This is a genomic window from Variovorax sp. WS11, from assembly GCF_010499245.1.
Classification (GTDB): Bacteria; Pseudomonadota; Gammaproteobacteria; order Burkholderiales; family Burkholderiaceae_C; genus Variovorax.
The window spans coordinates 636,192-655,069 of sequence record NZ_JAAGOW010000001.1 but is presented as its reverse complement, the minus strand read 5'-3'; the positions used below and the strand labels follow the sequence as shown (position 1 = coordinate 655,069).

Below are 18,878 nucleotides of genomic sequence, written 5' to 3'. Positions count from 1 at the left end.
CAGTCAGTCGATGTAGCGCAGGCCGGCTTTCGCCAGCGGCTCGCGCATCGAATACATGTCGAGGCCCAGCACGCCGGAAGCCAGCTTGGTGCGCTTCTCGCCCTCGTTGGCCTCGCGCTTCCTGGCGGCTTCGAGCGTCTGCGAAGCCAGGGCGCGCGGCACACACACCACGCCGTCGTCGTCCGCCACGATCACGTCGCCGGGGTGCACCAGCATGCCTGCGCACACCACCGGCACGTTGACGGAGCCGAGCGTGGCCTTGACGCAGCCCTTGCTGCTGATGGCGCGGCTCCACACCGGAAAGCTCATTTCGGCCAGCGTGCGCACGTCGCGCACGCCCGCGTCGATCACCAGTGCCCGGGCACCGCGCGCCTGGAAGCTGGTGGCTAGGAGGTCGCCGAAGTAGCCGTCGGTGCAGTCGGTAAAGGTGGCCGCCACCACGACGTCCCCGGGGCGGATCTGCTCGGCCGCCACGTGCAGCATCCAGTTGTCGCCGGGCGGCAGCAGCACCGTCACGGCGGTGCCGGATACCTGCGCGCCAGGATAGATCGGGCGCATGTAGGGCTTGAGCAGGCCCACGCGTCCCATGGCCTCGTGCACGGTCGCAGAGCCCAGCGCAGCCAGTGCGTCGGCCGTGGCGCTCTCTGCGCGTTCGATGTTCCGGTGGACGACTCCGAGTTCGTACATGGTCAGCTCCTTTTGGTCGAGTTCGTCACAGGCCCCTGGCCTTGAGCGCGGCATCCAGGCGCGGGTACACGCGGCGAGCATTGCCTTCGAACACCTTGTGCCGGGCGTCGTCGTCGAGCATCGGCGTGGCGTCGACATAGCGCCGCGTGTCGTCGTAGTTGAAGCCCGTCTCCGGATCGATGCCGCGCACTGCACCGATCATCTCGCTGGCGAACAGGATGTTGTCGACCGGGATCACGCGCGTCAGCAGGTCGATGCCCGGCTGGTGGTAGACGCAGGTGTCGAAGAAGATGTTGTTGAGCAGGTGGTCTTTCAGGAGCGGCTTCTTCAGCTCCTGCGCCAGGCCGCGGAAGCGCCCCCAGTGGTAGGGCACCGCGCCGCCGCCGTGCGGAATGACGAAGCGCAGCGTCGGGAAGTCCTTGAAGAGGTCCGAGGTCAGGCACTGCATGAAGGCAGTGGTGTCGGCGTTCAGGTAGTGCGCGCCGGTGGTGTGGAAGCAGGCGTTGCAGCTCGTGCTCACATGCACCATCGCCGGGATGTCGTGCTCCACCATCTTCTCGTAGAGCGAATACCAGTGGCGGTCGGACAGAGGCGGGCTGGTCCAGTGGCCGCCGGAGGGGTCGGGGTTGAGGTTGATGGCGACGAAGCCGTAGTCCCTCACGCAGCGCTCCAGCTCCGGGATGCACGAGCGCGGGTCCACGCCCGGCGACTGCGGCAGCATGGCTGCGCCGATGAAATGCTCGGGAAAGAGTTGGCTCACACGGAAGCACAGCTCGTTGCAGATGGCGGCCCAGGTGGAGGACACCTCGAAGTCGCCGATGTGATGCGCCATGAAGCTGGCGCGCGGGCTGAAGATCGTGAGGTCGCTGCCGCGCTCCTTCATCAGGCGCAGCTGGTTGCTCTCGATCGATTCGCGCAGCTCGTCGTCGCTGATCTTCAGCTGCGACACCGCGGGCTTCGCCGACGGGTCCTGGATGCCGGCGATCTGCCGGTTGCGCCAGTCTTCCAGCGCCTTGGGGGCGGTCGTGTAGTGGCCGTGGCAGTCGATGATCATCGGGCCTCCAGTCGGCGCGAGGGCCGGGGGAAATGCAGTGAATCGGGCATGCCGAGAGTGTGATTGCGCATGCCGCGGCGTGGGGTGAGTTCGCCTTGCTATGCCCTCAGACTTTCTTATGTGCTAGGGTTTACCCCCGGAGCCCTCAGGGCTGACTGCCCGGGAAGGAACGTAGACGATGGCCCCCGAACGCGAACGACACAAAGTTATAGGCAGGGCGCATGCTGCCGCCCTCGGCATCAACCTGCGGCACCTGCGCGCCTTCTCGGCGGTGGCGGCGGCCGGCAGCATCGCCGGCGCCGCGGAATCGCTGTACCGCGTGGCCTCGGGCGTCACGCGCGCCATCTCCGAACTCGAGGGCGAGCTGGGCCGCCCGCTGTTCGAGCGCCGCGCACGCGGCATGGCGCTGAACTCCTACGGCGAGCTGGTGCTGGTGCGTGCGCGCCGCATCGAGCGCGAGTTCGAGGACGCGCGGGCCCAGCTCGTGGCGCGCGGCGGCATCGGCGCCTCCGCCGACGTCCACTCGCTGTTCGCGTCGATCCTGAACGGCCGGCGTCTCGCGGTGGTCGCGAGCCTGGTGGAGAAGCGCAGCATGCTCACCGTCGCGCGCGAGTTCGGCATCACGCAGCCGGCCATCAGCAGCGCGCTGAAGGACCTGGAGGCCGGACTCGGCGTCGCGCTCTTCGATCGCACCGCGCGCGGGCTGTCGCCGACGCCGGCCGGCGAGATCGCCGCCTTCCACTTCAAGCGGGTGCTGGCCGAGCTGCGCCACATCGGCCCGGACATCGCGGCCAGCGAGGGGACGCTGCAGGGCAGCGTGAACGTCGGTGCGCTGCCGCTCGGGCGCACGCAGATCCTGCCGCTCGCGATCGCCTCGCTGCTCGCGCGCCATCCGGGGCTGCACGTCGCGACGGTCGAGAGCCCGTACGACGCGCTGGCGGCATCGCTGCGCAGCGGCGACATCGACTTCATCCTCGGCGCGCTGCGCAGCGACGAGGAGGCGAAGGACCTGCAGCAGGAAGCGCTGTTCGAGGACCGCATTTCAGTGATCGCGCGCGCCGGACATCCGCTGGCGCGCGCCGCGCGCAGCATCGACTTCGACGCGCTGCGCCAGGCGAGCTGGGTGCTTTCACGGCCGGGCTCGCCGTCGCGCGAGCTGCTGGAGCGCTTCTTCTCGGAAGCGAAGCAGGCCGCGCCGGTGCCTGCGGTCGAGACCGGCGACCTCGCGGTGCTGCGCGGCCTGCTGCTGGAGAGCGACATGCTGACCGCGATCTCGGCGCACCAGCTGCGCTACGAGATTCGCGACGGCAGCCTGGTCGTCTTGAACTTTCCCCTCGACAAGACGCAGCGCCGGATCGGACTCACGCAGCGCCAGGGTGCCTTCCCCTCGCCGGGCGCGCGGGCGCTGATGCAGGAGATCGGCGCGGTGGTGGCCCGGTCGCCCGAGTTTGCCGCGTGAAGGTATGCGAGGATCGCCGCTGCTTCCTTCGATCAGCCCTACATGGAACTGCGCCAGCTCCGCTACTTCGTTCGCACGGTCGAGCTCGGCAGCATCGGCCGCGCGGCGATCGACCTCGACCTCGTGCAATCGGCGCTCAGCCAGCAGATCAGCCGGCTCGAGAGCGAGCTGGCGACGCGCCTGCTGCAACGCACGGCCAAGGGCGCGGTGCCCACGGAAGCGGGCCTGGCCTTCTTCCGCGAAGCGCAGCTGACGCTGCGGCACGCGGACCAGGCCGCCCGCGTCGCGAAGCATGCGCGGCTGACGGGCACTGTCAGCGTCGGACTCGCGCCGACCACCGCGGCGGTGCTGGCCATGCCCTTCATGCGCGCGATGCGCGAGCGCTATCCGGACGTGCGCCTGCACATGGTCGAAAGCCTCTCGGGCCACCTGACGGCGATGCTCAATGCCCGGCAGCTCGACCTGGCCGTCCTCTTCAACACCCAGGCCGCGAGGCGCTGGAGCGTGATGCCGCTGCTGGAGGAGAAGCTGCTGCTGATCCGCGCCCGCCGCCACATGTCGGCCAGCGCAGCGACGAGCACGCGCAGCATCTCCACCGCCCGGCTGGCCAGGCTGCCCTTGATCCTGCCCACCGGCACGCACGGACTGCGCAGCGTGATCGATGCCGCCTTTCTGCGCGAAGGGGTGGTGCCGCATCTGGTGGCCGAGATCGATTCGCTGGCGATGCTCATGGACACCGTCGACGCCGGCTTCGGCGCGACCGTGCAGCCCGGCGCGGCGGTCGGGCGGTGGCCGGATGCGGCGGAGCGCTTCCACATGGCGCCGCTGGCCGATCGCGAGGCCCGGCGCCGCAATGCGGTGTGCAGCCTGTCGGACGATGAGCTCACGCCCGCGGCACTGGCGGTGCGCATCGTGTTGACGGACACCGCGCAGGCGCTGGTGCGTGCCGGGCACTGGCCCGGCGCATCGCTGGCGGACGGCGCGCGTTAGCCTCCAGACCCATCACGATTCGTGAAGGGGCCATGCGATGCGCCCCCTGGGCAGAGGGCGCCACCCTTCCTACAGTTGCTGCTTCCCTCGATGAAGACAAGAGAACGCAGTGCATGGCTCCCCTTGATGTTTTGGTGATCGGCGGCGGCAATGCCGCGCTGTGCGCCGCGCTGATGGCGCGCGAGGCCGGTGCGTCGGTGCTGGTGCTGGAGGCCTCGCCGCGGGCCTGGCGCGGCGGCAACTCGCAGCATGTGCGCAACCTGCGCTGCATGCACGACGCGCCGCAGGATGTGCTGGTCGACGCCTATCCCGAAGAGGAGTACTGGCAGGACCTGTTGAAGGTCACCGGCGGCCGCACCGACGAGAAGCTCGCGCGGCTGGTGATCCGCGCTTCCTCGAACTGTCGCGACTGGATGCGCAGCCACGGCGTGCATTTCCAGCCGCCGCTTTCGGGCGCGCTCCACGTGGCGCGCACCAACGCCTTCTTCATGGGCGGCGGCAAGGCGCTGGTCAACGCCTACTACCGCAGCGCCGAGCGGCTGGGCGTGGCGATCCGCTACGACACGCCCGTGCTTGCCATCGAGCTCGAGGGCGAGCGCTTCGTTGCCGCGCGCACCGCCGCCGGCGAGCGCATCGAGGCGAAGAGCTGCGTGCTGGCCTGCGGCGGCTTCGAATCCAACCGCGAATGGCTGCGCGAGGCCTGGGGCCAGAACGAGCGGGGGGAATGGCCCGCCGACAACTTCCTGATCCGCGGGACGCGCTTCAACACGGGCGTGCTGCTGAAGCACATGATCGATGCCGGCGCCGACACCGTGGGCGACCCCTCGCAGTCGCACTGCGTCGCCATCGATGCGCGCGCGCCGCTCTACGACGGCGGCATCTGCACCCGCATCGACTGCGTGTCGCTCGGCGTGGTGGTCAACCGCGAGGCGAAGCGCTTCTACGACGAAGGCGAGGACTTCTGGCCCAAGCGCTATGCGATCTGGGGTCGCCTGGTCGCGATGCAGCCGGGGCAGATCGCGTGGTCGGTGATCGACCGCAAGGCCGTGGGCCGATTCATGCCGCCGGTGTTCCCGGGCACGCAGGCCGACACGCTGGGCGAGATCGCCAAGAAGATCGGCCTCGACGAGACCACCTTCCTGCAGACCATCGGCAACTACAACGCTGCCTGCCGCGCCGGCAGCTTCGACCATACGACGCTGGACGACTGCCATACCGAAGGCTTGTCGCCGGCCAAGACCCACTGGGCGCGTCCGCTGGACACCGCCCCCTTCTACGCCTACCCGCTGCGGCCCGGCATCACCTTCACCTACCTCGGCCTGAAGGTCGACGAGACCGCGGCGGTGCGCTTTGCGGACAGGCCGAGCCCCAACCTCTTCGTGGCCGGCGAGATGATGGCCGGCAACGTGCTGGGGCAGGGCTACACCGCGGGCGTGGGCATGAGCATCGGCACGGCCTTCGGCCGTTTTGCCGGTACGCAGGCCGCGCGCTGCGCATTGAACGACAAGACAAGAACATCGATGGAGACCGCCGTTGCAGCCGCTCACTGAACTCGTCGCGCGCGCCAGGTTGGATGCGGACGGCGTTGGAACAGCCAACCCGCGCGTCATTCCGATCCGGCCCGCGCTGCCGCCGACGGCGACCGAGGAGGAGGTCTCCCGCATCCTGCAGATCTGCAACGCCTGCCGCTACTGCGAAGGCTTCTGCGCCGTGTTCCCCGCGATGACGCGCCGGCTCGAATTCGGCAAGGCGGACACGCACTACCTCGCCAACCTGTGCCACAACTGCGGCGCCTGCCTGCACGCCTGCCAGTACGCGCCGCCCCACGAGTTTGCGGTCAACGTGCCGCGGGCGATGGCGCAGGTGCGGATGCAGACCTACCACGACTACGCGTGGCCGCCGGCCCTGGGCGCGCTCTATGGCCGCGCCGGCCTCACGGTCGCAATGGCGCTGGCCGGCGGGCTGGCACTGTTCCTGGTGCTGGCCGTGGCGCTGTCCGGCTCGCTGCTGCACGAGCCCCTGGCCGGCAACTTCTACGCCATCTTTCCGCACAACTTCCTGGCGGGCGTGTTCGGCGTGGTGTTCCTCTTTGTCGTCTTCGCGCTGGGCATGGGCTTGCGCCGCTTCTGGCGCGAGGTCTCGCCGGGTCGCGATGGATCGCCGGCCAACGGCGCGGCTGCCGAAGCCACGCGCGACGCGCTGCGCCTCAAGTACCTCGACGGCGGCCACGGCGAGGGCTGCAACAACGAGGACGACCGCTTCACGCTTTGGCGGCGGCGCTTTCATCACTTCACCTTCTACGGCTTCCTGCTGTGCTTCGCGTCCACCTGCGTGGCGACGCTCTACCACTACCTGCTGGGGCTCGAGGCGCCCTATGCGCTCATCAGCCTGCCGGTGCTGCTGGGCACGGCCGGCGGCATCGGGCTGGTGATCGGCCCGCTGGGCCTGCTGTGGATGAACCTGCGGCGCGACCCGGCGCATGGCGACACGGCCCAGCGGCCGATGGACCGCGGCTTCATTGCCTTGCTGCTGCTGACCAGCCTCACCGGACTGGCGCTGCTGGCCTGGCGCGACACGCGCTTCATGGCCCTGCTGCTGGCGGTGCACCTCGGGGTGGTGATGGCGCTGTTCCTCACCTTGCCCTACGGCAAGTTCGCGCACGGCATCTTCCGCTCGGCGGCGTTGCTCAAGTTCGCGATCGAGAAGCGCCGGCCGAGCGGCTTGCAGCTCGGCGACGACTGAGGGCCGGCGCGCTCCACCCGCATTCAAGAAAGAAAGGAAGACCACGACATGTCCCACGATGGAATCCTGCGCATCCCTTCCATGAGAGAGCGCTGCTCCGCGGCCGAGTGGCAGGCGCGCATCGACCTCGCGGCCTGCTACCGGCTCATCGAGCACTACGGCATGGCCGACATGATGGCCAACCACATCACCTCGCGCGTGCCGGACGAGGAAGGCGCCTTCCTCATCAACGCCTACGGGATGATGTACGAGGAGATTACCGCCTCCAGTTTGATCAAGGTCGACCATTCGGGCGCCATCCTGTCGAAGCCCGACTTCGGCGAACTCGGCTACGGCGTCAACAAGGCCGGCTACGTCATCCACAGCGCGGTGCACGAGGCGCGGCCCGAGGTGGCCTGCGTGATCCACACGCACAGCTGGGCCTCGATGGCCGTCTCCTCGCTCGAATGCGGGCTGCTGCCGCTGACGCAGACCGCCATGCGCTTCCTGAAGGTCGGCTACCACGACTACCAGGGCGTGGTGCTCGACACCGCCGAGCAGGCCTCGCTGATCGCCGACCTGGGGCAGGGCGAGGCGCTGGTCCTGCGCAACCACGGCGCGCTGGTGGTCGGGCGCAGCGTGGGCGAGGCCTTCAACTGGATGCACCGGCTCGAACTGGCCTGCCGCGCGCAGATCGGCGCCATGTCGTGCAACAGCCCGCTGCGTTCGGTGCCGCAGCCGGTATTGGAGGAAACCTGGAACAACTACCAGCCCGGCACCCGCCGGCCCTACGGGCTCATGGAGTGGCCGGCGCTGCTGCGCAAGCTGGACCGCATGGATCCGAGCTACCGCGACTGAAGCGATTCGCGACGAACGATAAGGAGACAAGACATGACGACGCGCTTCGATGCAGATGTTTCTTCGGCCCCGCAGCCGGGGCGCCGCCGGCTGGTGTGCGCCGCTGCCCTCCTGGCCTGCGGCGCAGGCGCACCGGCCTTGGCTCAGGCCCCCGCCTGGCCCGCGAAGCCCGTGCGGGTGGTCGTCGCCTTCACCGCCGGCGGCACCACCGACATCCTCGCGCGCGCGGTGACGCAGCAGCTGTCGGAACGGCTCAAGCAGCCTTTCGTGATCGACAACAAGCCCGGCGGCGGCGGCAACATCGGCACCGAGAGCGTGGTCCGCGCGGCGCCGGACGGCTACACGCTGATCGTCAATTCGGTGGGTCCGATGGCCGTCAACCAGACGCTCTACAAGAACCTCTCCTACGATCCGCTGAAGGACCTCGTGCCCATCGTGCAGATCGCGGACGTGCCCAACGTGCTGGTCGTGAACCCCTCGGTGCCGGCGAAGAGCTTCGAGGATTTCATCGCCCACGCCAAGGCCAACCCCGGCAAGCTGAGCTACGGCTCCACCGGCGTCGGCACCTCCTCGCACCTGTCGAGCTACATGCTGAGCCAGCGCATCGGCGCGGACACGCTGCACGTCCCCTACAAGGGCGCCAATGCGCTCACCGACCTGCTGGCCGGGCGGCTGCAGTTCATGTTCGCCACCATTCCGTCGGTGATCTCGCACATCCGTGCCGGCAAGCTGCGGGCGCTGGCAGTGTCCAGCCTCGGGCCGTCGCGCTCGCTGCCGGGCGTGCCGACGGTGGCGGAGAAGGGCTTCCCGGGCTTCTCGGCGGGCTCGTGGTTCGGATTCTTCGCGCCCAAGGGCACGCCCGAGCCGGTGATCGCGCTGCTGAACAAGACGGTGAACGAGATCCTGCCCTCGCTGGAAGAGCAGATGGTGCGCGAGGGCGCCGATCCGGTCGGCGGAACGCCGGCGCAGTTCGGCCAGTTCACGCAGAAGGAGTACGAGAAGTGGAAGGTGATCGTGCGCGAGTCGGGGGCCACGCCGGAGTGAGCGCGCCGCTGCGCATCCTGCTGTCCGGGCCGGCGCGCGAGCAGCTCGCGCCGGCCGTCGCGCAGGTGCTGGGGGGCAGGGCGCATGTCTTCGTGGCGGCGCAGCCGGGCGTCGATGCCGACATCGCCTTCGTCTCGCGCGACGTCACGGGGCTTTCCACCAAGCATGCGGTGCTGCCGGCGACGCAGGTCTTCTACGACGCGCTGCTGGGGGCGCCGAGTCTGCGCTGGGTCCACCTGCATTCGGCCGGCGCCGACCGGCCGGTCTTCGTCGAGCTGCTGCGCCGGGGCGTCGCGCTCACCAACTCCTCGGGTGCCAATGCCGCGATCGTCGCGCAGACGGCGCTGGCCGGCCTGCTCGCGCTGGCCCGGCGCTTCCCGCAACTGATGGCGGCACAGCAGGCGCGCCGATGGGCGCCGCTGATCGGCAGCGGCCTGCCGCGCGACCTCGCGGGGCAGACGGCCGTCATCGTCGGCTGGGGGCCGATCGGCCGGCAGCTCGGGGCCTTGCTGGGCTCGCTGGGGTTGCGGCTCGTGGTGGTGCGCAGCAGCGCGGCAGCGGCGGGGGCGGGTATCGAGACCGTGGCCTTCGAGGACCTGGCGACGGTGCTTCCGCGCGCCGACTGGCTGATCCTGGCCTGCCCGCTGAGCGAGCGCACGCGCCACCTCGTGGATGCCGGTGCCTTGGCCCTGCTGCCCGCGGGTGCGCATCTGGTAAACGTGGCGCGCGGCGAGTGCGTCGACGAGCCCGCACTGATTGCCGCAGTGCAGGCCGGCCGGCTCGCCGGCGCCTTCCTCGACGTGTTCGCGCACGAGCCGCTGGCGGCGGATTCGCCGCTGTGGGAGCTGCCCGGCGTCATCGTCACGCCGCACAGCGCCGGCTTTTCCGACGGTAACGCGGCGCGCGTGGCGCGGCTGTTCCTGGACAACCTGGCGGCCTGGCAGGACGGACGGCCGCTGCAGATGCGGGTGCGGGTGCGGGATCGCGAGGCGTGAGCAGCCTGGGCCCGGACCGGGCCGCGCGCCGCTATCGTCAGACCGCGCGGAACATCGTGCGCCACGTGTTCCGGAAGGCCGGCCGGACCCGCGCGCTCCAGGCCGTGGCGCGGACCGCGAGCCATGCGGGGCTGCCCAGGGCGTCCGGACTCGCGAGGTCGTAGCAGGCGTAGTAGCGCGGCGAGCCCGCGGCGTCGATGTAGCGTGCCGCGCGCACGGTGCCGGGCACGGAGGCCAGGCCAGGCAGATGCTCCTGCGCGTACCAGGCGTTGAGATCGTCCTCGTACTCGGGCAGCACATCGGTCTCGACGACGTAGTGGTACGCGGCGAGCTGGCCCGCGGAGGCGCCGTCGAGCGCCTGGAGACACCTCAGCCGGTGGCAAGACACGCCGTCACCGGACGCATCGATGAACGGGGGGATCTCGCCCGATGCGTAGGCATAGCTCAAGCCGCCTTCCACCGATCTCCAAGCTCGCCAAGCGGCGACCGGGCGAGCGCCGTCGCGCAGCGGATCGCGAGCGGCGATCGACGCGTCGTGCTTGAGCAGCCAAAGGTCCTGCATGTCCGCCTCCCGTCAGTGCCTGACGTCGAGCGCCACCAGCAGCCGCGACACCATGTTGTACGCCGCCACCGTGGCCACCACCTCCACCACGCCCTTGGCATCGAAGTGCTGCTGGACCCGGGCCATGAGCGCGTCCGGGACCACGACCTCGCGGGTCATGGCATCGGTGAGTTCGAGCACCAGGCGCTCCAGCGGCGAGAACACGTCCGGCAGCGCATCGCTGCGGACGGCATCGATCTTCCCGTCACCGACGCCCGCCTTCTGCGCATGCGGGACATGGGCGTCGTACTCGAAGACGGCGCCGTTGAGCACGGCGACGCGAAGGATCATCAGCTCGCGCAGGTCCGCAGGCACGCCCGTCTGGTTGCGCACGGCGGTGAGCATGCGCTCCCAGCCCGATGCGATCGGTGCGCTGTTGAGCAGCACCTGGTAGAGCAGCGACACGCGGCCTCGTTCGGCCATGATGCGGGCCTCGACCTCGGCCAGTTCGGGACGCGTGCCGGGCTGGACGAGGGGCACGCGGACAGGAGTGTTCGTCATCAGTCGGCCTTGATGTTCTTGGCGCGGATCAGATTCGCCCACTTCTCGGTGTCCCGCTTCTGGATCGTGGCGAGTTCCTGGGGCGTGGAGCCGGCAGGCTCGGTGCCGGTCTTCAGCAGCTTGTCGCGCACTGCCGGGTTGGCGAGGGTGTTGCGGACTGCCTTGTTGAGTGCTTCGATGACCGCCGGCGGTGTCTTGGCGGGGGCGAAGAGGGCGTACCAGTTGTTGGTGTCCACGCCCTTGATGCCTTGCTCCTCCAGCGTCTTCACATCCGGCAGCGCAGGGTGCCGCTGGCTCGAGGCCACGCCCAGCGCCTTGAGGCGTCCGCCCTGCAGATGCCCCAGCAAGCCGGGCACATCCCCGAAGAAGCCGCTGATCTGGCCGCCCATCAGGTCCGTGATGGCGGGTGCGGCACCCTTGTAGGGGATGTGGAGCAACCTGGCGCCGCTCGAATCGGCCAGCTGCTCGATGGCCAGGTGCGGAATGCTTCCGGTGCCGGATGAACCCATCGCGGTCGGCTCGGCCTTCTTCTTCGTCGCTACGACGAACTCGGTGGCGTCCTTGACCGGGTTGCCCTGCTGGGTCACCAGCAGCTCGATGTTGTTGACGACCAGCGAGACCGGCGCGAAGTCGCGTTGCATGTCGTAGGGCAGCTTGTCGTAGAGGGAGGCGTTGATCGCCGCCGCGCCGACGCTCGTGAACCAGAGCGTGCTGCCGTCGGGGGCCGACTTCATGACGTCGACGGCGCCGATCGCACCGTTGGCGCCCGGCTTGTTGTCGATGACGACGGTGCGGCCCAGCTCCTTGCCGAGCTGCTCCGACAGGGCACGGGCGACCGCGTCGACCGGGCCGCCGGCGGTGAACGAAACAACGATCCTCGTCGTTTTCGGTTGGGCGCCGGCAGCGCCTGCCAGGCTGGCGGCGAGCGCCGCAGTGAGCAGGAAGTGTCTGATCATGGATGTCTCTCTTGTTGCAGGGCGTGAACGCTCAGTCGCAGCGCGCGGTCATGCCGCCGTCCACGACGAGTTCCGTCCCCGTGATGAAGCGGGCCTCGTCGCTCGCGAGGAAGAGCACCGCACTGGCGGTGTCGCGGCCGTCGCCCATGAAGCCGATCGGAATGCGCTTCTGGCGTTGCGCCAGCAGGGCATCGACGTCGCCGCCCGCGCGCTGCTTCGCCAGGCGCGTCTCCACCATCGGCGTGTGCAGCTGGCCGGGAACCACGCAGTTGACGCGCACGCCCTGCGCGGCATGCTGGACCGCCACCACCCGGGACAGCTGGATGACCCCCGCCTTGGTGGCGGCGTAGGCGACTTGCGCACTGCCCGTCCAGCGCAGGCCCGAGGTGGAGGCGATGTTGACGATCGCGCCGGCGCCCTTGGCGAGCATCGTCGGCAGCACGTGCTTGCAAGCCAGGAAGACACTCTTGAGGTTGGTGTCGACCTGCGAATCCCACACTTCTTCCGCGAGCTCGACCGGCCCGCCGGCGGCCGAGCCGCCGACGTTGTTGACCAGGATGTCGATGCTGCCGTAGGTCTCGATGCAGGCGGCCGCCATGGCGGCGACGCTGCTGCTGCTCGTCACGTCGCAGACCCAGGGAGTGATCGAAGCACGCGCGTCGCCGGCGAGCTCGAGGGTCTCGTCGAGGCGGGCGCGGTCGCGGTCGACCGCCAGGACCCGGGTTCCTTCCTCGGCAAGACGGACCGCGATGGCGCGGCCGTTGCCCCAGCCGGCGCCGACGCATCCGGCGCCGGTGACGATGGCGATCTTGTTGTCGAAGCGAAGGCTCATGTGTTGTTTCCAAATCGATAGAGGCGTTGCGGATTGCGTACCAGCAGCGCATGACGCGCGGCCTCCGTCGGCGCGATCGCTGCGATGAGCTCGACCAGTTGCGCCTCGTCGGGCATCGGGCCGGCGTGATTGGGGTGTGGCCAGTCGTTGCCCCACAGCACGCGATCGCCGAACTCGGCGATCAGCGTCGCGGCAAAGGGTTGGGCGTCGGCGTAGGGCGGCCCAAGCCGGGTGATCCGGTCCATGCCGCTCACCTTGACCCAGAAGCGCTCGTCGGCCATGAGCCCGAGCAGGGCCTGGAAGTCCGGCTGCCCGAGTCCGAGCGCGGCGTCGATGCGGCCGATGTGGTCGATCACCACGGGCACCGGAGACGTTCGCAGCGCCGGCCCGAGCGCGGTCAGCAAGGCGGGATCGCCGTGGATCTGCAGGTGCCAGCCGAGCGGCGCGAAGCGCGCTGCCAGCGACAGCACTTGATCGATCGGCACCTGCCGCCCGAGATGTCCCATGAAGTTGAAGCGCACGCCGCGGAAGCCCGCGGCGTCGAGCCGCTTCAGCTCGGCATCGTCGACGTCCGTCGGCAGCAGCGCGATGCCGCGGTAGCTCGAAGGGCGGGAGGCGATGGCGTCTTCGGCCGCACGGTTGTCGAAGCCGTGGCAGGTCGACTGCACCACCACGCAGCGCTCCAGGCCCAGCCTGTCGTTCAGCGCGTACAGCGTCTCCTTCGGTGCATCCTGTTCCGGAACGAAGGTGGCATCGGCGGCGTAGGGGAAGCGTGCGCCTGGTCCGAAGACGTGACAGTGGGCGTTGCAGGCGCCTGCGGGAAGGTCGAAGGGCATGGCGGAAGTGTCGCGAGGCCAATGGCAGGACGTAAGGGCGCCGCCGCTATAACAGCTATGCTCGATGGCTATGGAGCTGCGGCAACTTCTCTACTTCGTGAACGTGGTCGACGCGGGCAGTTTCAGCCGCGGGGCCGTGACGCTGAACCTGGCGCAGCCCAGCTTGAGCCGGCAGATTGCGTTGCTCGAGGCGGATCTCGGCCAGCGGCTGCTGGTAAGGACGGGGCGCGGCGTTGCGCCGACCGAAGCGGGCCAGGCGCTTCTCGTTCATGCGCGCGCGATGCTCGACATCGCCCGTCGCGCCCGGGACGAACTGTTGGAGATGGATGAAAGCCCGGGCGGGCGCATCGTGGTCGGAATGCCGCCGCGGGTGGCGCTGGGGCTCAGCACGCCGCTCATCCAGCGATTCCGGGAGAAGTTTCCGCGCGCGGTGATCACCGTGCTGGAAGGCCTGAGCGTGTCGCTGCGCGAATCGCTGATCGCCGGGAGGCTGGACCTGGCACTGCTCTTCGATCCTGCGGCCTCGCCGCAGCTGGCGTTCCATCCGCTGATGCGGGAGAAGCTCCTGCTGGCCGCGCCGCCCGGCAGCACGCTGCCCGCCCGTGTGGGCCTGGCACAGCTCGCCAACTTTCCGATGGTGCTGCCGAGCGCGCCGAACGCCATCCGCCACCTGCTCGATTCCGTTCTCGCGCCGCGTGGCGTCGAGCTGCAGGTGCTGGCGGAGGTCGGGGCCGTCCGGACGGTGCTCCAGCTCGTCGCGACGGGCGTGGGATGCACGATTCTTCCGGAGAGCGCGCTCGGCGCAAGCAGCGATGAACCCTTGCCATGCGCGCCCATCGGGCCGCCGAGCATCTGGAACAGGCTGGTTCTTGCAACGCCCATGGCGCGACCCGCAACGCGCCTGACGCGGGGGACGGCGCAGCTGCTGAAAGAGCTCGACTTCCGCCGACCCTAGTGGGCCGTAACAGAACGAAAACCTCGGCTGCGTTGCTGCCTTGCAGATCGGCTCGCCGAAGCCTATAAAGGTCCGCCCGTACCGACCGAGGAGACCGCATGTCCGAAGATTTGTTGAGTCATTTCAAGCCGATCGACCCTGGCCGCATTCACGTCGACGATCCGGTGGAGGCGCAGTATTGGTGCATGCAGCTTCGATGCAACGAGGCGACGCTGCGGGATGCGATCGCCAAGGTCGGCGATCACGTGACCGCGGTGCGCGACGAACTCGCGTCGCGCGAGTGAGGGGCCTTCAAGGCGCGTCGACCAGATATCGCTCGCTCCACGCCGCGATCAGGTTGGCCGCGTAGGCCGCATCCCGCTTGCGCGCGAGGAGGTGGTCTGCATCGTCCAGGGAAATGAAACTGCGCGGATGCCTGGCTGCCATGAAGATGCGCGTGGCATTGGAGATGTCCACGGTCGCGTCCAGCGGCGCGTGCATCACGAGCAAGGGCTTGCCGAGCTGCGCAATCTGCTGAGTCAGCCGGTGCTCGGCGACGTCCGTCAGGAACTCGCGCCTGATCCTGAAGGGACGGCCTGCCAGCTGCACCTCTGCCTCGCCTTCGGCCTCGATGGCGTCCAGGCTCGTTCGAAACAGGCCCGTCACGTGCGCGGGGTCGCTGGGGGCGCACAGCGTGACCACCGCGCGCACTTCCGGCAGGTGTTGCGCGGCAGCAAGCACGGCGGCGCCACCGAGGCTGTGGCCGATCAGGAGCCGCGGCGCTCGATCGGTTTCGCGCATGTAGGCCGCAGCCGCAAGAAGATCGGCGATGTTCGAGGAGAAGTTCGTGTTGGCGAACTCGCCCTCGCTGGCACCCAGGCCCGTGAAGTCGAAGCGCAAGACCCCGATGCCGTGCTCCGTCAGCGTCTGCGCGATACGGCTTGCCGCGAAGATGTCCTTGCCGCAAGTGAAGCAGTGAGCGAACAGTGCGTAGGCCCGCACCTCCGAGTCCGGCGTGTCCAGACGCGCGGCGAGACGATGGCCTTGAGCGCCTGGGAACTCCGTGCGTTCGACTTTCATTTGCGCTTTCTCCTTGGCAGCCACGGACGCCGCGCGGTTCCTATTGCTTCTTGGCCGCGGTCTCGAGCCACTTCGCGAAGCTCATCGTGCCGAGGCGCGGGTTCTTGCCCGGCGTGAGCGACTGGTCGTTGACCGGCGTGCCGAAGTAGGAGGCTTCGGGGTCGGGCACGACCCGGCGAGCGTCGCCGGTGCCGCGCAGGAACTGCTCGACCAGCTTGTCCATGCCCAGCGCCACGGGTCCGGCAACCTCCACCATTCCGTTGACCGGCTCCGCCAGCGCGATGTCCGACAGCGCCTGCGCGACGTCTTCAGCCGCGATGGGCTGGATGAGCGAGGTGGACATCCGGACCGTGTCGCCTTCCACGCCCGACTGCGCGATGCCGGCGACGAATTCGAAGAACTGCGTCGCGCGCACGATGGTGTAGGGGATGGGCGACGCCTCGATCAGCTTCTCCTGCGCCATCTTGGCGCGGAAGTAGCCGCTGGCGAGGAGCCGTTCGGTGCCGACGACCGACAGCGCGACGTGGTGCTTGACGCCCGCCACCTGTTCGGCGGCCGAGAGATTGCGTTCCGAGGTTTCGAAGAAGTTCAGGACCGCGCTGTCCTCCCACGAGGGTGCGTTGGAGACATCCACGACCACCTGCGCGCCCTTCAGGGCCTCGGCCAATCCCTCGCCCGTGAGGGCATTGACGCCCGTCGACGGCGAGGCGGCGACGACCTCGTGTCCTTTTTGGCGAAGCTTGGGCACCAGCTTCGATCCGATGAGCCCGCTGCCGCCGATGACGACGATCTTCATATGAGTTCCTTTCCGTCCAGTTTTTGTCTGGTGATTGCCGGATGGCCGCCCCGTGCGGCTGTCCATGTCTACAAGACGTTCTGACGCGGGCGTTTGTGACACCCGTCGGTCCTCGATCGCTTCCAGCCGGAGCGCAAGAAGCCCCTCCGCCGGGAATATCGTCAATCCATGCGCCGAATAAAAGGGGACTGACCCGCAGAAGGTCGTGCTCTTTCCCGGCACGCAGACGCGTCTTACTCGCGCATGTTCGCGAACTTCACCAGTGACGCGTACTTCGCCGTGTCTTCGCGCATGATGCGCGCCAGGTCTTCCTTGCCCGTTGCGGGAATGGAGCCGCCTTCCTCCAGCCGGCGGCGGATCGCCGGGTCGGCCAAGCCGGCCTGCAGCGCCGCACGCAGGCTCTGGACGATGGGGGCGGGCAGGTCCTTGGGACCGGCGAGCGCGAACCAGCCGCTGAGCTCATAGCCCTTCAACTGCGGATGTTCGCCCAGCGCGGGTACCTGCGGCAGGGTGGGAAAGCGCTTGGCCGACGACACGCCCAGCGGGACGATCCGCCCCCCCTGGATGAAGGGCGCCGCAGCGGTGGGCGACACGAGCGCGAAGTCGAGCGAGCCGCCCACCAGATCGCTCGTGAGCGAGGCGGTGCCGCGATAGGGGATATGCGTCAGGAAGATCCCGGCGCGCTGCTTGACCAGCTCGCCGGCGAAGTGCAACGTGGAGCCCACGCCTGAGCTGCCATAGCTGTACTTGCCGGGATCGCGCCTGGCCAGCGCAATGAACTCGTCGAGGTTCTTGACGCCCGTCTTCGGGCCCGCCACGAGCAGCACGGGCGCGGTGGCGATCACGCCGACCGGCGCCAGGTCCTTCAACGGGTCGTAGCGCTGCGCCGGGTTCACCAGCACCGTGGCCGCCATCTCGTTGCTGGAGCCGGCCAGCAGCGTGTAGCCGTCGGCCGGGCTGCTCACCGCGCGCTGCGCCGCGACCACGCCTGCCGCGCCCGTCACGTTCTCCACCACCACCGTCGCGCCGAGCTTTGTCGACAGGATGTCCGCCGCCACGCGCGCGGCCATGTCCACCGAGCCGCCCGGCGCGTAGCCGACCAGCAGCTTGATCGGCTTGGCCGGGTAGCCGCCCTGCGCAAAGGCGGGCGCAGCGAGGGAGAAAGCCGCGGCGCCCAGGGCGCCCAGCACGGCACGACGCGAAACGGAAGGAAGAAGATGGTCCATGGCGGTGCGAGTGGAGGAAGTGGAAATGGAAAAGGTGCTCAGGCCTGCGGCGCCAGGAAGCGCCGGACCAGTTGCACCCAGTAGCTGGCCGCGATCGGCAGGATCGCGTCGTTGAAGTCGTAGCCGGGGTTGTGGACCATGCAGCCGCCCGTGCGGTGGTGCTCGCCCTCGCCGTTGCCCACGATCAGGTAGCTGCCCGGGCAGCGCTCGAGCATGAAGGAGAAGTCCTCGCTGCCGGTGAGCGGCGCCAGCGGCGGCAGCAGGCCGTCCTCGCCCAGCCAGTCGAGCGCGACCTGCCGCGCGAGGCGCGTGGAGGCGTCGTCGTTGACCAGCGCGGGATAGCGCCAGTGGTAGTCCACCTCCGCCGTGACGCCGAGCGTGACGGCCTGGGCCTGCACCAATTGGGTGATGCGATCGCGCAGCATGGCGCGGATCTCCGGCCGGTAGGCGCGCACCGTCAGCCGCATCTGCACGCTGTCGGCAATCACGTTGGGCGCGTCGCCGCCGTGGATGGCGCCCACGGAGACGACCGCCATCTCGCGCGGGTCGACGTTGCGCGACACGATGGTCTGCAGCGCCACGATGATGTGCGCCGCGGCGACCACCGGGTCGGCCGCCAGGTGCGGCGCGGAGCCGTGCCCGCCGCGGCCGGCCACCGTGACCGTGACGGAATCGGAGGAGGCCATGAACGGGCCTTCCTTGAAGCCGAACTTGCCCGCCGGGAAGCCGGGCATGTTGTGCAACGCGAAGACTGCGTCGCAGGGGAAGCGCTCGAACAGGCCTTCCTCCACCATGCGGCGGCCGCCTCCCAGGCCCTCCTCGGCCGGCTGGAAGATCAGGTGCAGCGTGCCGTCGAAGCCGCGTTCCCGTGCGATGGCGCGGGCGGCCGCGAGCAGGATGCTGGTGTGGCCGTCGTGGCCGCAGGCGTGCATCTTGCCCGGAACCTTGCTGGCGTAGGGCAGGCCGGTCGCCTCCTGGATCGGCAGGGCGTCCATGTCGGCGCGAATGCCCAGGCGCCGCTGGCCCTGGCCCAGGCGCAGCGTGCCCACCACGCCGGTGCCGGCGAGGCCGCGATGCACCTCGTAGCCCCACTCGGACAGGCGCGCGGCCACCAGCTCGCTGGTGAGATGCTCCTCGTAGGCGAGCTCGGGATGGGCATGGATCTGGTGCCGCAGCGTGACCATTTCGGGGGCGAGCTCGCGCACGGCGGGCAGCACCTTGTCGGCGGCGGCAGCGTTTTCGATGGCGAATGACATGGCGGGATTCCTTCGCGGCGAGTCTAGGAATTCCGTGCCCACGGAGGCAGAC

At 69.2% G+C, this 18,878-nt stretch carries 20 protein-coding genes; 9 read left to right on the top strand and 11 right to left on the bottom strand.

Annotated features, from left to right (window positions below):
* Positions 1–3 precede the first annotated feature (3 nt).
* The gene (gene ligK / locus GXN78_RS03405) at positions 4–687 is read right to left on the bottom strand and encodes a 4-carboxy-4-hydroxy-2-oxoadipate aldolase/oxaloacetate decarboxylase (RefSeq protein WP_106557756.1); all 684 of its coding nucleotides are present in this window, start codon (positions 685–687) and stop codon (positions 4–6) included.
* A 25-nt stretch (positions 688–712) separates the two neighbouring features.
* On the bottom strand, positions 713–1,741 hold the full coding sequence (locus GXN78_RS03400; RefSeq protein ID WP_106557755.1) for an amidohydrolase family protein: 1,029 nt from the start codon (positions 1,739–1,741) through the stop codon (positions 713–715).
* Between the two features lie 178 nt (positions 1,742–1,919).
* Here GXN78_RS03400 and GXN78_RS03395 point away from each other — a divergent pair, with 178 nt between their 5' ends.
* The 7 genes from GXN78_RS03395 (at position 1,920) to GXN78_RS03365 (ending at position 9,808) form a co-directional block, all read left to right on the top strand.
* Complete coding sequence (locus tag GXN78_RS03395; protein ID WP_106557754.1) at positions 1,920–3,200, top strand: LysR family transcriptional regulator; 1,281 nt, start codon at positions 1,920–1,922, stop codon at positions 3,198–3,200.
* Between the two features lie 42 nt (positions 3,201–3,242).
* Positions 3,243–4,190 carry a LysR substrate-binding domain-containing protein gene (locus GXN78_RS03390; protein ID WP_164255359.1) on the top strand — a complete coding sequence of 316 codons (948 nt, stop codon included), beginning with the start codon at positions 3,243–3,245 and terminating at the stop codon, positions 4,188–4,190.
* A gap of 113 nt (positions 4,191–4,303) precedes the next feature.
* Positions 4,304–5,740 (top strand): FAD-dependent tricarballylate dehydrogenase TcuA, encoded by a 1,437-nt coding sequence (tcuA, locus tag GXN78_RS03385; RefSeq protein WP_106561460.1) that lies wholly within the window; start codon positions 4,304–4,306, stop codon positions 5,738–5,740.
* Complete coding sequence (tcuB, locus tag GXN78_RS03380; RefSeq protein WP_164255358.1) at positions 5,724–6,932, top strand: tricarballylate utilization 4Fe-4S protein TcuB; 1,209 nt, start codon at positions 5,724–5,726, stop codon at positions 6,930–6,932. The genes tcuA and tcuB overlap by 17 nt, the downstream gene beginning before the upstream one ends.
* A gap of 48 nt (positions 6,933–6,980) precedes the next feature.
* Positions 6,981–7,769: a class II aldolase/adducin family protein gene (locus GXN78_RS03375; RefSeq protein WP_106559815.1), complete on the top strand. Its 789-nt coding sequence runs from the start codon at positions 6,981–6,983 to the stop codon at positions 7,767–7,769.
* A 33-nt stretch (positions 7,770–7,802) separates the two neighbouring features.
* On the top strand, positions 7,803–8,813 hold the full coding sequence (locus GXN78_RS03370) for a tripartite tricarboxylate transporter substrate binding protein (RefSeq protein ID WP_106559814.1): 1,011 nt from the start codon (positions 7,803–7,805) through the stop codon (positions 8,811–8,813).
* On the top strand, positions 8,771–9,808 hold the full coding sequence (locus GXN78_RS03365) for a D-2-hydroxyacid dehydrogenase (RefSeq protein ID WP_239142592.1): 1,038 nt from the start codon (positions 8,771–8,773) through the stop codon (positions 9,806–9,808). The genes GXN78_RS03370 and GXN78_RS03365 overlap by 43 nt, the downstream gene beginning before the upstream one ends.
* 37 nt (positions 9,809–9,845) lie before the next feature.
* Here the strand turns inward: GXN78_RS03365 and GXN78_RS03360 are convergent, their stop codons facing one another.
* From GXN78_RS03360 to GXN78_RS03340, 5 genes are read right to left on the bottom strand one after another with little or no spacing between them, the layout of a single operon-like run.
* A complete protein-coding gene (locus GXN78_RS03360; protein ID WP_106559812.1) occupies positions 9,846–10,370 on the bottom strand; it encodes a DUF4286 family protein in 525 nt (174 codons plus the stop codon).
* 12 nt (positions 10,371–10,382) lie between these two features.
* Positions 10,383–10,910, bottom strand: coding sequence for a carboxymuconolactone decarboxylase family protein (locus GXN78_RS03355; protein WP_106559811.1), 528 nt, complete (start codon positions 10,908–10,910; stop codon positions 10,383–10,385).
* Entirely contained in the window at positions 10,910–11,866 is a 957-nt protein-coding gene (locus tag GXN78_RS03350; RefSeq protein ID WP_106559810.1) for a tripartite tricarboxylate transporter substrate binding protein, read from the bottom strand. Before GXN78_RS03350 ends, GXN78_RS03355 begins: the two co-directional genes overlap by 1 nt.
* 31 nt (positions 11,867–11,897) lie before the next feature.
* Positions 11,898–12,698 carry an SDR family NAD(P)-dependent oxidoreductase gene (locus tag GXN78_RS03345; RefSeq protein WP_106559809.1) on the bottom strand — a complete coding sequence of 267 codons (801 nt, stop codon included), beginning with the start codon at positions 12,696–12,698 and terminating at the stop codon, positions 11,898–11,900.
* Positions 12,695–13,534, bottom strand: a complete 840-nt coding sequence (locus GXN78_RS03340) for an amidohydrolase family protein (RefSeq protein ID WP_106559808.1) — start codon at positions 13,532–13,534, stop codon at positions 12,695–12,697. Before GXN78_RS03340 ends, GXN78_RS03345 begins: the two co-directional genes overlap by 4 nt.
* A gap of 70 nt (positions 13,535–13,604) precedes the next feature.
* Between GXN78_RS03340 and GXN78_RS03335 the strand changes: the two genes are divergently transcribed.
* Positions 13,605–14,489, top strand: coding sequence for a LysR substrate-binding domain-containing protein (locus tag GXN78_RS03335; RefSeq protein WP_106559807.1), 885 nt, complete (start codon positions 13,605–13,607; stop codon positions 14,487–14,489).
* Positions 14,490–14,587: 98 nt separating this feature from the next.
* Positions 14,588–14,773: a DUF3606 domain-containing protein gene (locus GXN78_RS03330; RefSeq protein ID WP_106559806.1), complete on the top strand. Its 186-nt coding sequence runs from the start codon at positions 14,588–14,590 to the stop codon at positions 14,771–14,773.
* A gap of 7 nt (positions 14,774–14,780) precedes the next feature.
* Here GXN78_RS03330 and GXN78_RS03325 read toward each other — a convergent pair whose 3' ends face one another.
* The 4 genes from GXN78_RS03325 to GXN78_RS03310 form a co-directional block, all read right to left on the bottom strand.
* Positions 14,781–15,548 carry an alpha/beta hydrolase gene (locus GXN78_RS03325; RefSeq protein ID WP_106559805.1) on the bottom strand — a complete coding sequence of 256 codons (768 nt, stop codon included), beginning with the start codon at positions 15,546–15,548 and terminating at the stop codon, positions 14,781–14,783.
* Positions 15,549–15,588: 40 nt separating this feature from the next.
* Entirely contained in the window at positions 15,589–16,344 is a 756-nt protein-coding gene (locus GXN78_RS03320; protein ID WP_106559804.1) for an SDR family oxidoreductase, read from the bottom strand.
* Positions 16,345–16,577: 233 nt separating this feature from the next.
* The gene (locus GXN78_RS03315; RefSeq protein WP_106559803.1) at positions 16,578–17,570 is read right to left on the bottom strand and encodes a tripartite tricarboxylate transporter substrate binding protein; all 993 of its coding nucleotides are present in this window, start codon (positions 17,568–17,570) and stop codon (positions 16,578–16,580) included.
* Between the two features lie 38 nt (positions 17,571–17,608).
* Positions 17,609–18,826 (bottom strand): M20 aminoacylase family protein, encoded by a 1,218-nt coding sequence (locus GXN78_RS03310; RefSeq protein WP_106559802.1) that lies wholly within the window; start codon positions 18,824–18,826, stop codon positions 17,609–17,611.
* Between the last annotated feature and the right edge of the window lie 52 nt (positions 18,827–18,878).

Coding starts and splice junctions, on each gene's coding strand:
- ligK (WP_106557756.1), bottom strand. CDS start 687: ATGTACGAACTCGGAGTCGTCCACCGGAACATCGAACGCGCAGAGAGC.
- GXN78_RS03400 (WP_106557755.1), bottom strand. CDS start 1,741: ATGATCATCGACTGCCACGGCCACTACACGACCGCCCCCAAGGCGCTG.
- GXN78_RS03395 (WP_106557754.1), top strand. CDS start 1,920: ATGGCCCCCGAACGCGAACGACACAAAGTTATAGGCAGGGCGCATGCT.
- GXN78_RS03390 (WP_164255359.1), top strand. CDS start 3,243: ATGGAACTGCGCCAGCTCCGCTACTTCGTTCGCACGGTCGAGCTCGGC.
- tcuA (WP_106561460.1), top strand. CDS start 4,304: ATGGCTCCCCTTGATGTTTTGGTGATCGGCGGCGGCAATGCCGCGCTG.
- GXN78_RS03375 (WP_106559815.1), top strand. CDS start 6,981: ATGTCCCACGATGGAATCCTGCGCATCCCTTCCATGAGAGAGCGCTGC.
- GXN78_RS03370 (WP_106559814.1), top strand. CDS start 7,803: ATGACGACGCGCTTCGATGCAGATGTTTCTTCGGCCCCGCAGCCGGGG.
- GXN78_RS03360 (WP_106559812.1), bottom strand. CDS start 10,370: ATGCAGGACCTTTGGCTGCTCAAGCACGACGCGTCGATCGCCGCTCGC.
- GXN78_RS03355 (WP_106559811.1), bottom strand. CDS start 10,910: ATGACGAACACTCCTGTCCGCGTGCCCCTCGTCCAGCCCGGCACGCGT.
- GXN78_RS03350 (WP_106559810.1), bottom strand. CDS start 11,866: ATGATCAGACACTTCCTGCTCACTGCGGCGCTCGCCGCCAGCCTGGCA.
- GXN78_RS03345 (WP_106559809.1), bottom strand. CDS start 12,698: ATGAGCCTTCGCTTCGACAACAAGATCGCCATCGTCACCGGCGCCGGA.
- GXN78_RS03340 (WP_106559808.1), bottom strand. CDS start 13,534: ATGCCCTTCGACCTTCCCGCAGGCGCCTGCAACGCCCACTGTCACGTC.
- GXN78_RS03335 (WP_106559807.1), top strand. CDS start 13,605: ATGGAGCTGCGGCAACTTCTCTACTTCGTGAACGTGGTCGACGCGGGC.
- GXN78_RS03330 (WP_106559806.1), top strand. CDS start 14,588: ATGTCCGAAGATTTGTTGAGTCATTTCAAGCCGATCGACCCTGGCCGC.
- GXN78_RS03325 (WP_106559805.1), bottom strand. CDS start 15,548: ATGAAAGTCGAACGCACGGAGTTCCCAGGCGCTCAAGGCCATCGTCTC.
- GXN78_RS03320 (WP_106559804.1), bottom strand. CDS start 16,344: ATGAAGATCGTCGTCATCGGCGGCAGCGGGCTCATCGGATCGAAGCTG.
- GXN78_RS03315 (WP_106559803.1), bottom strand. CDS start 17,570: ATGGACCATCTTCTTCCTTCCGTTTCGCGTCGTGCCGTGCTGGGCGCC.
- GXN78_RS03310 (WP_106559802.1), bottom strand. CDS start 18,826: ATGTCATTCGCCATCGAAAACGCTGCCGCCGCCGACAAGGTGCTGCCC.